Genomic DNA, 12,492 nt, shown 5'->3' on the forward strand with positions numbered 1-12,492 from the left:
CTTCATTCCACCCTGCTTGCCAGCGCGTTTACCGCCGCCACGGTGATCGCCGAGCCGCCCAAACGTCCCTGCACGATCATCGACGGCACTGGCAGATCCTGCATCAAGGCCTCTTTCGATTCCGCCGCGCCGATGAACCCCACCGGGCAGCCGATGATTGCCGCCGGGCGCGGGCACTTGGGGTCTTCGAGCATGTTGAGCAGGTGAAACAGCGCCGTCGGCGCGTTGCCGATGGCCACCACCGCGCCTTGCAAATGGGGCCGCCACAGTTCCAACGCAGCGGCGGAGCGGGTGTTGCCCATTTTCGCCGCCAAATCCGGTACCGACGGGTCACGCAGGGTGCAGATCACTTCATTCTCGCGCGGAAGCCGTTTGCGGGTGATGCCTTCGCTGACCATATAGGCATCGCAGAGGATCGGCGCGCCCTCTTCCAGCGCCGCCCGCGCGGCCACGGCCATGCCTTCGGAAAAGCGGATGTGCTCCTCCAGCCCGACCATACCCGCGGCGTGGATCATGCGCACGGCGACGATCTCTTCTTCGGGGGTGAAGCGCTCTAGCGCCGCCTCGGCGCGGATGGTGGCAAAGGACTGGCGGTAAATCTCGGCACCGTCGGTGATATAGCTATGGGGCATCGGCGGACTTTCTAAGGTAAGAGGCGATGGCGGCGGGGGACAGCCCGCGCAGGTCAGGTGGGGCATCGGCGCGACCCTCTTGGATGAGGTCATAGCGCGCTGGCGCGGTGGCGGTCAGGGTGATGTCTGTGGCACGCGGCGCGGCGCAGCCCTTGGCGCAGCCCGAGACATGCAGGCGTTGCCCCTTTGGCACCACGGCAGCAAGGCGCCGCGCCAGCCCGCGCGTCTCTCCCCGGCCCTGTGCGCAACCGGGCGCGCCGATACAGGCGACAACGCGCAAGAGCGGGTCGGCGGCATCGGTGATAAGGCTAGGCAAGTCGGGGAGTTCGGTGGCACCTTCGATCAGCACCATCCGCCACGGGGTCAGGCGCAAAGGGCCGAGGTCGGCAAGGGCGGTGAGCGTTTCCGCGTCCATCTGACCAAAAGCGCAGGCGACCAGCGCCCCCGCCGGATAAAGGCCGAGCGTCGGAGTGCTGAGGGCGCTTTGGCGGGGATGGTCGAAACCGGGAGGTAAGGTCGCCCCCGCCTCTAATGCGCGGGCGGCACGGGTGGCACCCTGCGCGCGAACCCATGCGGCCAAAGCGATGGCCTCGGTCACGGCGGTATCGCGGGAGATGGGCTTTCCCATCTCCGCCCCCTCAGCGCAGAGCAAAAGCCGCCCGTCCGCCGCCCGCTCAAATCGAATGTCGGCGGGGTCTGCCTGCAACACCGGCTGCGCCCCGGCATCGACCGCATAGCCGAATTTGCTGGAGACAGCGGGCAGCGCGTGGCTCTGCGCAGCGGCGGTCAACTGCTGGGTCAGATGATCCGTATCATCGCCCGCTTGCCAGAAGGGCATCACCATGAGGTTGCGCCGCCGTTCAGCCCCCTCATTCACATCAATCAATGCTAGCGCACGAAGCGCTTCGATCAGCCCCTCACGCCGCTCGGGATCAATCCCGCGCAGTTGCAGATTGCCCCGGTTCGACAGGTCGAGCATCCCGTTGCCATAACGCAGCGCCAGTTCTGCCACGCCGCGCGCTTGAGCCGGGGTCAACCGCCCCTGCGGCACCCGGAGGCGGACCACCAGCCCATCACCCGACAGCATTGGCCGCAGCGCGCCGGGGCACCAGCCCTTGATGACGGGTGCAACGCTCACTCCACCCCGTCCAAGTTGGCCGAAATCGAATTGCGGCGCGTCACCCAAAGCCCTGCGTCTCGAAGGGCTGCGAAACGGTCGCGCATGGCCTGCAAAGCGGCGGGGTTCTCGGCCTCCAGAAAGGCCACCAGATCGTCGCGGCCCAGCGTGGCGTCGAAATAAAGGTCGAAGAGATGCGCAGGCACTTCGCGCGTCAGATGCGCAAAGGCGGCGAGGTTGTCGAGCGTCGCCGCCACCTCTGCCGCGCCGCGAAAACCGTGGCGCATCATGCCGCTGGCCCAGCCGGGGTTGGCGGCACGGGCGCGCACGACGCGGGCGATTTCTTCGGGCATCGACCGCGCGCGGGGGCTGCCTGCGCGGGTGTGGTCAAGGTGGTACATCGCGGGCTTCTGCGCACCCAGATGCGCCATCGCGGCGGCAAAACCGCCTTCGTGGCTGGCATAGTCCGACGCGAGCAGGATATCGCTTTCGGCCAAGTCCTGCACATGGGCAAAGCCATCGGCGCGGTGCAACTGCGCCTCCAGCGCGGCGCGGTCCTGATGCGCTTCGCCTTGGGCGTTGATCGCCCACTCTGATCCGCTCAGCCACGCCTCCCCAGCCGCCGCGCGGCCCGCGTCGGAATAGTCTTGCAAGGCTGCTTCCATGTTCACGCCGTAAAGGCCGGGCTTGGGGCCGAAGACGCGCGGGGTGCGGGTGAGGTAGGGGTTCATATCGGGCGCTTCTTCACGCTCCGCCAGTGCTGCGGATCCGGCTTCAAAGATCTGTCCCAGCCCCGGAAACACATCGCGGAACAGACCTGAAATGCGCAGCGTCACGTCGATGCGCGGACGGTCCAGCAAGGTCAGCGGCAACACCTCAAAGCCCGAGACGCGCTCGCTGCCGTCGTCCCATTTCGGCGCAAGACCCGCGAGATGCATGGCCATAGCGACTTCTTCGCCCGCGGTGCGCATGGTGGCGGACCCCCAAAGGTCAATCACCAGCCCGCGCGGCCAGTCGCCGTTGTCCTGCAAATGCCGCCTGAGCAGTTCCTCAGCCAGTTTCACCCCCTGCGCATGGGCGGCCCGGCTGGGCACGCCGCGCGGATCGACGGCATAGAGGTTGCGCCCCGTGGGCAGCACATCCGACCGCCCGCGATAGGGCGAACCCGATGGGCCAGAGGTGACGCGCCGCCCCGCAAGCGCGGTCAACAGCCCATCCCATTCGCCCTCTCCCGCGCCAAAGATGTGGAGGCCATCGCCGTATTGGCTCTCCTTGATGTCGCAGACGAAACGGTCAATGCGGGTCAGCGCCTCGGCCGAGGAACTGGCAGCATCGAGGCCAAGGTCATCTTCGACCCCCGCCGCCTGCGCCTCGGCGCGGATCGTGTCGACCAGCCGGTCGCGGCGCGCGGGGTCGAGCCCATCGGCGGTGGAATATTCATCCAGCAGCCGTTCCAGACGCAACAGCCCTTCGGGCGTTTCGCTGTCTTTCAACGGGGGTGGAAGATGGCCTAAGGTCACCGCGCCGATGCGCCGCTTGGCCTGTGCCGCTTCGCCGGGATCGTTGACGATAAACGGATAGATCACCGGCATATCACCGGTCAGCGCCTCGGGCCAACAATCGTTTGACAGGGCCACTGCCTTGCCCGGCAGCCACTCCAGCGTGCCATGCGCGCCGATATGCACCAACGCGTGGTGCCCCTGCGCGCGCAGCCAGAGGTAGAAGGCCACATAGGAATGACGCGGGGTGCGAGCGAGGTCGTGATAGCTGTCTTCGCGGTCTTGCAGATCGCCGCGTTCCGGTTGCAGCGCGACCAGCGCGTTGCCGCAGGTTTGCGCGGCGAAGTGGAACGCGCCATCTTGAACCAGCGGATCATCCTCAACCGCGCCCCATGCGTCGCGAAGGTCATCGCGCAGCGTCTGTGGCAGGCTGGCCAAGGCGGCGTGGTAGTCGGCAAGCGGCCAAGAGATGCGCTGTTCGGTGAGGCTGCGGCCAAAACCGATCTGCGGCGTGACGCTATAGCCCTCGCCCGCCAGACGCATCAGCATGTCTTCGACACTGGCCAGCGCATCGAGCCCGACCGCGTGGGCCAGTTGATCGTCCCGCCCCGGATAGGTCGAGAGCACCAGTGCCAGTTTGCGCGCGTCCGCAGGGGTCTGCGCCAGACGATGCCAGCCCAGCACACGCGCCACCACGGCGGCGATGCGGGCATCCTCGGCCCGGTGGGCAAAGCGGGAATATTGCAGATCGGGGTCGCGTTTTTCGGGGCTTTTGAAACTGACGACGCCGGTGAAAATACGGCCATCCACCTCAGGCAAGACCACATGCATGGCCAGATCGGCGGGCGAAAGACCGCGCTCGCTCTCGTCCCAATCACGCCGCCGCGCGGTTGAAAGTGCCACTTGAAATACCGGGCAGCCCGGTGCGTCGAGTGGGGAGGTGCCGTCATCACCGCGCCCCGAGAAGGCGGTGGCATTGATAATTGCGACAGGCTTCATCGCCGCCAATGCATCGTCCAAAAAGGCCCGCGCGGGATCGGATTTCAGCGAAGGGACGAACAGCCCAATGGCGTTCAGCCCCGCCGCACGCAACGCGCGGATCAGCGCATCGACGGGCGCGGTATCGGCAGCCAGCAGGTAGCTGCGGTAGAAGGTGATAGCAACCGTGTCGCCCGCCGCATCAGCGAAGGAAACAACACCTTGGTCAGGGTCGTAGTAGCCGCAGTCGGGCACCGTTTTCGTGCCCATCACCGGCCCGGCATAGAACCCCGCCGCCAGCGCCATTTGCGCAAGTGCGGCCTGCGCCGCCACTGGCCCGCCCGCGTCACATAGATGCGCAAGACGGCGCAGGGTAGAGACAGGCAGCGTTGAATGCGCGTCCAGCCCCGGGTCTTCGCGCCCATCGGCGGGCAGCACGGCCAGTGCGATGTCATTCCGGCGGGCGAAATCTTGGACCTGCATGATGCCGTAGGGCCAATAGTTCTCGCCCCCGATGAGGCGGATCAGGATGCCCTTGGCCCCGGTCAACGTCTGTTCGATGTAGTTGTCGACCGATGCAGGATGCCGCAGCGCCACAAGGTTGCACAACCGCAGGGAGGGCAGCTTGCCCTCCTTGCCGCCACCGCGATGCCAGCCTGCCGCGAAAGCGCCAAGGTCACTGTCGGAAAACGACAGCACCACAAGATCGGCGGGCGTTTGGCCCGGATCATAGGGGGTGTCGGTATCCTCCAACCCGTGGCTTTCGCGAAAGACGACATGCATGCGCGGTTAGGCTCCCAATACGTCGCGGATCGCGGCGAGGTTGATGTCGTCATGTTCCGCGATGACCACCAAATGCCCCGCGCGCGGGTCGCTGCCCCATGGGCGGTCGAACTGCTGACGCACCCGCGCGCCCACGGCCTGCACCAACAGGCGCATCGGTTTGCCCTCGACAGCGACATAGCCTTTGACGCGCAGGATGTTCTGTTCGCGCGCAAGCCGTTCGATTGAAGCCACCAGTGCATCGACATCCGCCACTTCCGGCATCGGGATCACCACGGTTTCAAAATCGTCATGCTCGTGATCGTCGTGGCCATCATGATGCGAGGGGCGCGCGGCGAGGTCGTCTTCGGCAGCGGCGTTGAGGCCCAGCACGACCTTGGGATCAATCACGCCCTCGGTCATCTCAAGGATCGGAATCTCGCGCGGGCTTTCGTCTTCGATCACCTTGCGTGCCTTGGCGAGCCCTTCTGGACCGGCCAGATCGGCCTTGGACATCAAGATGATATCGGCGCAGGAGATTTGATCTTCGAAAACCTCAGAGAGCGGGGTTTCGTGGTCAAGGCTGTCATCGGCCAGACGCTGCGCATCTACGGCGGCGACATCAGCGGCGAAAGTGCCCGCGGCCACGGCCTCGGCATCGGCCAGCGCGATGACTCCATCGACGGTGATCTTCGAGCGGATCGCGGGCCAGTCAAAGGCTTTCAGCAGTGGTTTCGGCAAGGCCAGCCCGGAGGTTTCGATCAGGATGTGATCGGGGCGGGTCGGCAGGGCCATCAGCGCCTCGATGGTCGGGATAAAGTCATCCGCCACGGTGCAGCAGATACAGCCATTGGCCAGCTCGACGATATTCTCAGCCGGGCAATCGTCGATGGCGCAGGATTTCAGGATGTCGCCATCCACACCCACGGTGCCAAACTCATTGACCAACACGGCAAGGCGACGCCCGCCTGCATTGGTCATCAGGTGGCGGATCAGTGTGGTTTTACCAGCGCCGAGAAAGCCGGTGATGACGGTAACGGGAATTTTGGCGAGATCGCTCATGCGGAAGGCTCCTGCGGCAGGGTCAAAGGGGGGATACGCGCAAGGCTTTGCTTGCGAAAGATGACCGGGCGTTCGCGCCATGGCACCAACCCGTCTTCGGTGGCGGCATAGGCGGCGGCACCGGCAAGGATGTCGGCGGCGTCTTCCTTGGTCAGACGACCATAAACATAGGACCATTTGCCCGGCGCAGAGAGCGCCACGGCGGCGCCCTGCGAACAGGCGGAAAGACATTGCACCGGCACGATTGTTACGCCCTCGGGCGCACCTGTGGCGTCAAGGGCGGCGTGAAGCTGCGCGCCGGGGCGCGGGGCGTCTTCCTCCAGCACCTCGCCTGCGCGGCAGGTCATGCAGACATGTAGGGTCGTGCTCATTGATCTGGTCCCATCGGGTTATGCGTGCCGGGTATGCGCTCCGGCCCGTTATGAAAAGGGGAAGCGGGGCGATTATTCAACTGTCAGCACCTCGCGCGCGGTAATCGGCGCACCGTTTACCACCAAGGGGCGGTGGTCATTGGCATTGAGCGTGACCTCAACGGTGACCTCGCCCTTGGGCAGATCAGGCAGATGCAGCCACGGGCCATAAAGCCGCCCGATCTTGGTGCCGTTGATATAGACATGGGCGTGGCCCTCGCCCGGTTGGTTGTCCCCGCTGGCGTTTTGCGGGGCAAAGGCAAAGCCTTCGGTCTCTACGTAAAGGTTATGGCCTGACATTGGGTCAGGTGTCACGCGGATCGCGAGGCTGGGGGCGTCTTCGGCGGCAAGCGCGATAGGCTGGCCGTGCATACGTGCGTGGTCTGCGCCGCCGTGGTCCATCCCGCCATGGGCGGCAGGGTCGCCATGGTCATGGCCGTCGAAGGTCACACCGTTGCTTGCGGCGATGGCAAAACCAATGCCACCGCCAAAGACCAATCCGATGGCGAATAGTGCCAGTGATCTGTCCATCTTGACCTCCCTCAGGCGCTACGCGCGCCTTCACGTTGCCAAAAGTACCCGGCGAAGCTGCCCAGCAGAACCCATGCGGCAAGGCCGATACCAAGTGCGCGGGCGGCAAAAAGCGCGCCGATCTCAGTGGGCACCGGGCCGCTGAAGCTGTCGGGCTCGGGTGCACCGACGACATGCGGGGCCAACAGCAACACCGCCGCGCCGATCCATGCGGCCCAACCCTTGCCGAAGGCCAGCAGCCAGAGCGCCACCAGCGCCGCCCCCGCCGTGGCGAACCACCAGATCTGCCGCGCGGTGATGTCTGCCGCGGCCACGCCGGGCACCTCGGGCGCAAGGCTGAACCCCGGCGCGAGGTGGAAAGCGACGAAGCCCGCCACACCCCAAAGGATGCCCCGGCGGCCATCAATCACCGCACCGCGCTCTTCGCCAAAGCTCATCGCGGCGAGCAGGATCAGCGCATAGGCGGTATAGGTCAGCATGGTGAAGATCAGGCTCAGCCCGTCGCGGACGGCATCGAAACCGGGCAGATCGGGATGCGCGCTGACCACATCGGCCCCGAAATGCACCAGTGCGCCGGTCTCATAAAGTTCGGCATGAAGCAGCACGGGCTGCACGAAATAGAGTTGCAACAGGCCCGTCAGCAGCCCGGCAGACGCCCCTGCAAAAAGTGCAGAGGTCAGGAAACGTGAAAACATCGCAATGATCCTTAGATGCGAAATGAAGCTCGGCGCCACGCAAAAAGCGGACCGAGGACATCACCCAGCCTCAAGATGCGGCGCAGCCCTTCCGACGCGGCAAGCGGCAGGCACGGCTGAGCGGCAAAAGGCAGGCATTGATAAATGGCAGAATCACAGACAGCCGGACTGCGACATGGCAGCCCGGACCCCTGTGATACCGAACACGGGCGCTTAGTGGCAGGGAAAGCCTGTCGCGTGGCGCACGTCATGGGCGGCATCATGCAATGCTGCAGCCTGCACGTGGCCGGTCAGCGCCATCAGGGCAACGCCCATCACAGCGGCGAACAGCGCGGGTACGAATTTGCTGCGCGTGGCGCCGGCGGTTTTGATCCCAGCGGTCTTAATCAATGTCGTCATCTTCAGTCTCCTTACCGTCACACCCGACGGCATCTAGCGTTTCATTCGCCTGGCAGGTCTCCTGGCTCGCGGGTCGTGACCTTTGCCCGCCTTCCCCGTCCGAATGGACAAGTGGCACGAGGGGCATTGGCTCACCGCTTACAGTCGCGGGGGCGGCTTCGGCTTCGGGGTCATGCGACCCCTTACTGAATTCCCTTTTCGGTCCCACACCAACAGGCGCTTCTCGGGACACCAAGCGCCCTCAATTACGCATTTTCGACCCTTCATGACAAGCCGCATTTATTGAGCAAGACGAAACGCGATCGCGCATACAGCATCTAGTAGACAAATATGGCCCAAACCCCAGTATGCGGGTTGACCCAAAAGCCACGCACAGGGCACATTGTCGGCCAGTTTCGAGCGAAGGGCGGCAATTCATGAACGACAAGACGGTCTCGGCCGCTCGGCAGACCCTGACCGATGACGTTTTAGGCAAGGTCGTGCGCTACGCCCGCTTGCCGCTGTGCATCACCGACCCGACCCTGCCGGACAATCCGATCGTCTATGTTAATGAGGCTTTCACCGATCTTACCGGCTATCGCTTGGAGGAGATTGTCGGGCAGAACTGCCGCTTTTTGCAAGGGCCGGATACCACGCGCGAAAGTATCGACGCGGTGCGCAACATCCTGTTGGGCCGCCGGGTCGATACGGTCGAGATCGTGAACTACCGCAAAGACGGCAGCCGCTTTCTGAACGCCCTGCAACTGGGCCCGATCAATGACAAAGACGGCAACCTGATCTATTTCTTCGGCTCGCAACTCGATGTCTCCGAACGCCGCCGATTAGAAAGCGAACACCGCAAACTGGCCGATGACGAGTTGCTGCACCGGCTGCGCAATATTGTGAACGTCATGACCGCCATGGTCCGTTTGACCGCCCGCGAAGAGCCGACCCCAGCAGCCTTTGCCAAAAAGGTGATCGACCGGCTTTCGGCTTTGGGCGCGGCGCATTTCGACACGATTGGCCGCAGTGACCAGCATGAGGTGGATTTTAAAACCCTGATAGGGCCGATCATTCGCGCCTATACCTCGGCCACCGAAGAGCAGATCAAACTCTCGGGGGCGAACCCGCTGATTTCGCACCGCCTCGTCTCGCCCCTGACGCTGGCCCTGCATGAGCTGGCGACAAACGCGGTGAAACATGGCGCGCTCAGCACCGAGACGGGGCGGGTGTCGCTGGACATCGCGCTTCTTCAAGCGCCCGCCCGTCTGCGATTCGTCTGGCAGGAAATCGGTGGCCCGGAGGTGACGAAATCCGACCGCGACAGCGGCTCGCGGATCATCCAATCGCTGACCCGCGCGGTTGGTGGCACGTTGCACTATGACTGGCAGTCCGACGGATTGATCGCCACGGCGGAATTTCCGATGACGGCCATTGGTCAGGACTGACCCTTAGACGATCACCTGCTGCGCGTCCTGCTCTCCTACCCCGAAGACCCGTTTGTAGCGCGCGATCTCATCCGCCGGGCCCATCGCCTTGTTGGGGTTGTCCGAGAGTTTGACCGTGGGCCGCCCGTTGGCGCTGACCGCTTTGCAGACAAGGCTGAAGGGCGCCAGCGCATCGTTCGGCACCAGCCCGCGGAAGTCATTGGTCAACAACGTGCCCCAGCCAAAGGAGACCTTGGCCTTGCCCGCAAACTGCGCGTGCAATTCCTTGATCTTGTCGACATCCAGCCCATCGCTAAAGATCACCCGCTTGGTCGTCGGGTCTTCGCCGCGCGCCCGCCACCAGTCGATGGCCGTCTGCGCCGCTGTGGCCGGATCACCGCTGTCGACGCGGATGCCGGTCCAGCCTGCCAGCCAATCCGGCGCGTGATCAAGGAAACCCTTGGTGCCGTAAGTGTCGGGCAAGATGATCCGCAGATTGCCTTCGTGTTCGTCATGCCAATCCGACAGCACGTCGTAAGGCGCGCGGGCAAGCTCGGCGTCATCATCGGCCAAGGCAGCATAGACCATCGGCAACTCATGCGCGTTCGTACCAATCGCCTCTAGCTCACGCATCATGGCGATGCGGCAGTTAGAGGTGCCGGTGAAAGCATTGCCCAGCCCCTCGTGCATCGCCTGCACGCACCAATCCTGCCAAAGGTACGAATGCCGCCGCCGGGTGCCAAAATCCGCGATCGAGAGGTTATCCACCTCGCGCAGCGCCTCGATCTTTTCCCAGACACGGGTCATCGCGCGGGCGTACAGCACCTGAAGCTCGAACTTGCCCATCGGGTCCAGTGCTGCACGGCTGCGCAACTCCATCAGCACCGCCAGCGCGGGGATCTCCCACAGCATGACCTCGTGCCACTTGCCCTCAAAGGTCAGTTCATATTGATCGCCCTTCCGCTCCAGATGGTAGGGCGGCAGGCGCATGCCTTCGAACCACTCCATGAAATCCGGGCGGAACATCTGGCGCTTGCCATAGAAGGTATTGCCGCGCAGCCAAGTGCTTTCGCCCCGGCTGAGACTGAGCGAGCGGATATGATCCAACTGCTCGCGCAGTTCGCCTTCGTCGATCAGCTTGGCCAGCGGGATATGGGTAGAGCGGTTGATCAGGCTAAAGGTGACCTGCGTGTCCGGCTTGTTGCGAAACACCGACTGGCACATCAGCAGCTTGTAGAAATCCGTGTCGATCAGCGACCGCACGATGGGGTCGATCTTCCACTTGTGGTTATAGACGCGGGTGGCGATGTCGACCATGGGAGGTTCCTTATTGCATGCCCCTTCATGCCAAGGGCGCGGCCAGATGGGCAAGGGGAAAGCGGCGGATTAGGCCAGCGTCACTCCCGCCGCGCGCATGCCTTCGCGGGCTTTGGCCAGCGACCCGTCCAGATCGATCGCGCGGCACAGGTCTTCGCGGACATCCACCTTGAACCCCAGCTTTGCCGCATCCACAGCCGAGAAGTTCACGCAGAAATCCAGCGCCAGCCCAACCATCGTCAGCCGTTCGATCCCGCGCGTGCGCAGGTAGCCTTCGAGCCCCGTGGGGGTGCGGTGATCATTCTCAAAAAACGCCGAATAGCTGTCGATGTCGGGGCTATAGCCCTTGCGGATGATCAGATCGGCGCGGTCGGCTTGCAGCTCGGGGTGGAACTGCGCGCCGATGCTGCCTTGGATGCAATGATCGGGCCACAGCACCTGCGGGCCGTAGGGCATGGTGACGATCTCGTAGGGCGTATTGTTCTTATGCGAAGAGGCGAATGACGAATGCCCCGCCGGGTGCCAATCCTGCGTCAAGACCACGGCGTCGAACTCAGACATCAGCGCATTGATGCCGCGCAGAATCTCATCGCCTTGGGGCACTTCCAGCGCGCCACCGGGGCAGAAATCATTTTGGACATCGATCACGATCAGGGCATGGGTCATGGGCAGTCTCCTCCGTTCAAAGGGGTAGGGCGTTCAAAGGGGTAGGGCTGCGGGTGGGTTAGGTCAATGGCACGCCCCGGATTGAGCTTTGCGCCCGAAGCGCTTATTTGACGCTCATGTATACCATTGCCGCCCTATATCACTTCACCCGTTTTGAGGATCCCGCAGCGCTCAAGCCTGCGCTGCTGGCGCTTTGCGAGGCGCAATCGGTCATGGGCACGCTGCTTCTAGCGCCCGAAGGGGTGAACGGCACCATCGCCGGACCCCGCGCCGGGATCGACGCGGTAATCGCCCATCTGCGCGCCCTGCCCGGCTGCGCCGATCTGGAATGGAAAGAAGCCACCAGCGACAAGCCGCCTTTTGGCAAGATGAAGGTCCGCATCAAGCGTGAGATCGTCACCATGGGCCAGCCCGATGTCGATCCGCGCGCCAAGGTTGGGCACTACGTCGACCCCAAAGAGTGGAACGAGTTGATCCGCTCGCCCGATGTGGCGGTGATCGACACGCGCAACAATTACGAAGTGGCCATCGGCACCTTTGAAGGGGCGGTCGACCCGCAGACCGAAAGTTTCGGCGAATTCCCCGAATGGTGGGAGACGAACAAAGACCGTTTCCACAACAAGAAGATCGCGATGTTCTGCACCGGCGGCATCCGTTGCGAGAAATCGACCAATTATCTGATCGGTCAGGGGGTTGAGGATGTCTTTCACCTCAAAGGCGGCATCCTGAAGTACCTCGAAGAGGTGCCCGAACAGGAAAGCACGTGGGAAGGCGATTGCTTTGTCTTTGACAACCGCGTCAGCGTCGGCCACGGGCTGCGCGAGGGGCCGCATATGCTCTGCCACGGCTGCCGCCGCCCGATCCTGCCTGACGATACGACACACCCCGCCTATGAGGCTGGCGTGTCCTGTCATCAGTGTGCGGAAGAGACATCGGACGCCGACAAAGAGCGTTTTCGCGAGCGCCAACGTCAGATCATGCTGGCAAAAGAACGCGGAGCGTCAGAGCAAGGCTAAGC

The 12,492-nt window shown here is 63.7% G+C and carries 12 protein-coding genes and 1 riboswitch; of the genes, 2 read left to right on the forward strand and 10 right to left on the reverse strand.

The window, feature by feature from the left end:
* Nucleotides 1-2 precede the first annotated feature (2 nt).
* The 8 genes from R1T45_RS04925 to R1T45_RS04960 all read right to left on the reverse strand — a co-directional run bounded on the left by R1T45_RS04925 (nucleotide 3) and on the right by R1T45_RS04960 (nucleotide 8,085).
* The gene (locus R1T45_RS04925) at nucleotides 3-632 is read right to left on the reverse strand and encodes a precorrin-8X methylmutase (protein WP_317390279.1); all 630 of its coding nucleotides are present in this window, start codon (nucleotides 630-632) and stop codon (nucleotides 3-5) included.
* Nucleotides 622-1,770: a precorrin-3B synthase gene (gene cobG / locus R1T45_RS04930; RefSeq protein ID WP_317390280.1), complete on the reverse strand. Its 1,149-nt coding sequence runs from the start codon at nucleotides 1,768-1,770 to the stop codon at nucleotides 622-624. The genes R1T45_RS04925 and cobG overlap by 11 nt, the downstream gene beginning before the upstream one ends.
* A complete protein-coding gene (gene cobN / locus R1T45_RS04935) occupies nucleotides 1,767-5,009 on the reverse strand; it encodes a cobaltochelatase subunit CobN (protein WP_317390281.1) in 3,243 nt (1,080 codons plus the stop codon). The genes cobG and cobN overlap by 4 nt, the downstream gene beginning before the upstream one ends.
* 6 nt (nucleotides 5,010-5,015) lie before the next feature.
* Complete coding sequence (gene cobW / locus R1T45_RS04940) at nucleotides 5,016-6,050, reverse strand: cobalamin biosynthesis protein CobW (protein WP_317390282.1); 1,035 nt, start codon at nucleotides 6,048-6,050, stop codon at nucleotides 5,016-5,018.
* Nucleotides 6,047-6,421 carry a DUF1636 family protein gene (locus tag R1T45_RS04945; RefSeq protein ID WP_120352043.1) on the reverse strand — a complete coding sequence of 125 codons (375 nt, stop codon included), beginning with the start codon at nucleotides 6,419-6,421 and terminating at the stop codon, nucleotides 6,047-6,049. The genes cobW and R1T45_RS04945 overlap by 4 nt, the downstream gene beginning before the upstream one ends.
* Nucleotides 6,422-6,493: 72 nt before the next feature.
* On the reverse strand, nucleotides 6,494-6,991 hold the full coding sequence (locus R1T45_RS04950) for a hypothetical protein (RefSeq protein WP_317390283.1): 498 nt from the start codon (nucleotides 6,989-6,991) through the stop codon (nucleotides 6,494-6,496).
* 11 nt (nucleotides 6,992-7,002) lie between these two features.
* Nucleotides 7,003-7,686 carry a CbtA family protein gene (locus tag R1T45_RS04955; RefSeq protein ID WP_317390284.1) on the reverse strand — a complete coding sequence of 228 codons (684 nt, stop codon included), beginning with the start codon at nucleotides 7,684-7,686 and terminating at the stop codon, nucleotides 7,003-7,005.
* Between the two features lie 213 nt (nucleotides 7,687-7,899).
* Entirely contained in the window at nucleotides 7,900-8,085 is a 186-nt protein-coding gene (locus R1T45_RS04960; RefSeq protein WP_317390285.1) for a CbtB domain-containing protein, read from the reverse strand.
* Nucleotides 8,086-8,118: 33 nt separating this feature from the next.
* Nucleotides 8,119-8,336, reverse strand: a riboswitch (cobalamin riboswitch).
* A 165-nt stretch (nucleotides 8,337-8,501) separates the two neighbouring features.
* Between R1T45_RS04960 and R1T45_RS04965 the strand changes: the two genes are divergently transcribed.
* Complete coding sequence (locus R1T45_RS04965; RefSeq protein ID WP_317390286.1) at nucleotides 8,502-9,512, forward strand: PAS domain-containing protein; 1,011 nt, start codon at nucleotides 8,502-8,504, stop codon at nucleotides 9,510-9,512.
* A gap of 3 nt (nucleotides 9,513-9,515) precedes the next feature.
* Here the strand turns inward: R1T45_RS04965 and pncB are convergent, their stop codons facing one another.
* Entirely contained in the window at nucleotides 9,516-10,808 is a 1,293-nt protein-coding gene (gene pncB / locus R1T45_RS04970) for a nicotinate phosphoribosyltransferase (protein WP_132443883.1), read from the reverse strand.
* Nucleotides 10,809-10,877: 69 nt separating this feature from the next.
* Complete coding sequence (gene pncA, locus R1T45_RS04975) at nucleotides 10,878-11,474, reverse strand: bifunctional nicotinamidase/pyrazinamidase (protein WP_317390287.1); 597 nt, start codon at nucleotides 11,472-11,474, stop codon at nucleotides 10,878-10,880.
* Between the two features lie 116 nt (nucleotides 11,475-11,590).
* Between pncA and R1T45_RS04980 the strand changes: the two genes are divergently transcribed.
* Entirely contained in the window at nucleotides 11,591-12,490 is a 900-nt protein-coding gene (locus tag R1T45_RS04980) for a rhodanese-related sulfurtransferase (protein ID WP_317390288.1), read from the forward strand.
* Nucleotides 12,491-12,492: the final 2 nt, after the last annotated feature.

It is taken from the genome of Sulfitobacter sp. LC.270.F.C4 (genome assembly GCF_032922545.1).
GTDB classification, from domain to species: Bacteria; Pseudomonadota; Alphaproteobacteria; order Rhodobacterales; family Rhodobacteraceae; genus Sulfitobacter; species Sulfitobacter profundi.

Bases quoted from the DNA above. Each gene is read 5' to 3' on its own strand.
- R1T45_RS04925 (WP_317390279.1), bottom strand. From the start codon at position 632: ATGCCCCATAGCTATATCACCGACGGTGCCGAGATTTACCGCCAGTCC.
- cobN (WP_317390281.1), bottom strand. From the start codon at position 5,009: ATGCATGTCGTCTTTCGCGAAAGCCACGGGTTGGAGGATACCGACACC.
- cobW (WP_317390282.1), bottom strand. From the start codon at position 6,050: ATGAGCGATCTCGCCAAAATTCCCGTTACCGTCATCACCGGCTTTCTC.
- R1T45_RS04945 (WP_120352043.1), bottom strand. From the start codon at position 6,421: ATGAGCACGACCCTACATGTCTGCATGACCTGCCGCGCAGGCGAGGTG.
- R1T45_RS04950 (WP_317390283.1), bottom strand. From the start codon at position 6,991: ATGGACAGATCACTGGCACTATTCGCCATCGGATTGGTCTTTGGCGGT.
- R1T45_RS04955 (WP_317390284.1), bottom strand. From the start codon at position 7,686: ATGTTTTCACGTTTCCTGACCTCTGCACTTTTTGCAGGGGCGTCTGCC.
- R1T45_RS04960 (WP_317390285.1), bottom strand. From the start codon at position 8,085: ATGACGACATTGATTAAGACCGCTGGGATCAAAACCGCCGGCGCCACG.
- R1T45_RS04965 (WP_317390286.1), top strand. From the start codon at position 8,502: ATGAACGACAAGACGGTCTCGGCCGCTCGGCAGACCCTGACCGATGAC.
- pncB (WP_132443883.1), bottom strand. From the start codon at position 10,808: ATGGTCGACATCGCCACCCGCGTCTATAACCACAAGTGGAAGATCGAC.
- pncA (WP_317390287.1), bottom strand. From the start codon at position 11,474: ATGACCCATGCCCTGATCGTGATCGATGTCCAAAATGATTTCTGCCCC.
- R1T45_RS04980 (WP_317390288.1), top strand. From the start codon at position 11,591: ATGTATACCATTGCCGCCCTATATCACTTCACCCGTTTTGAGGATCCC.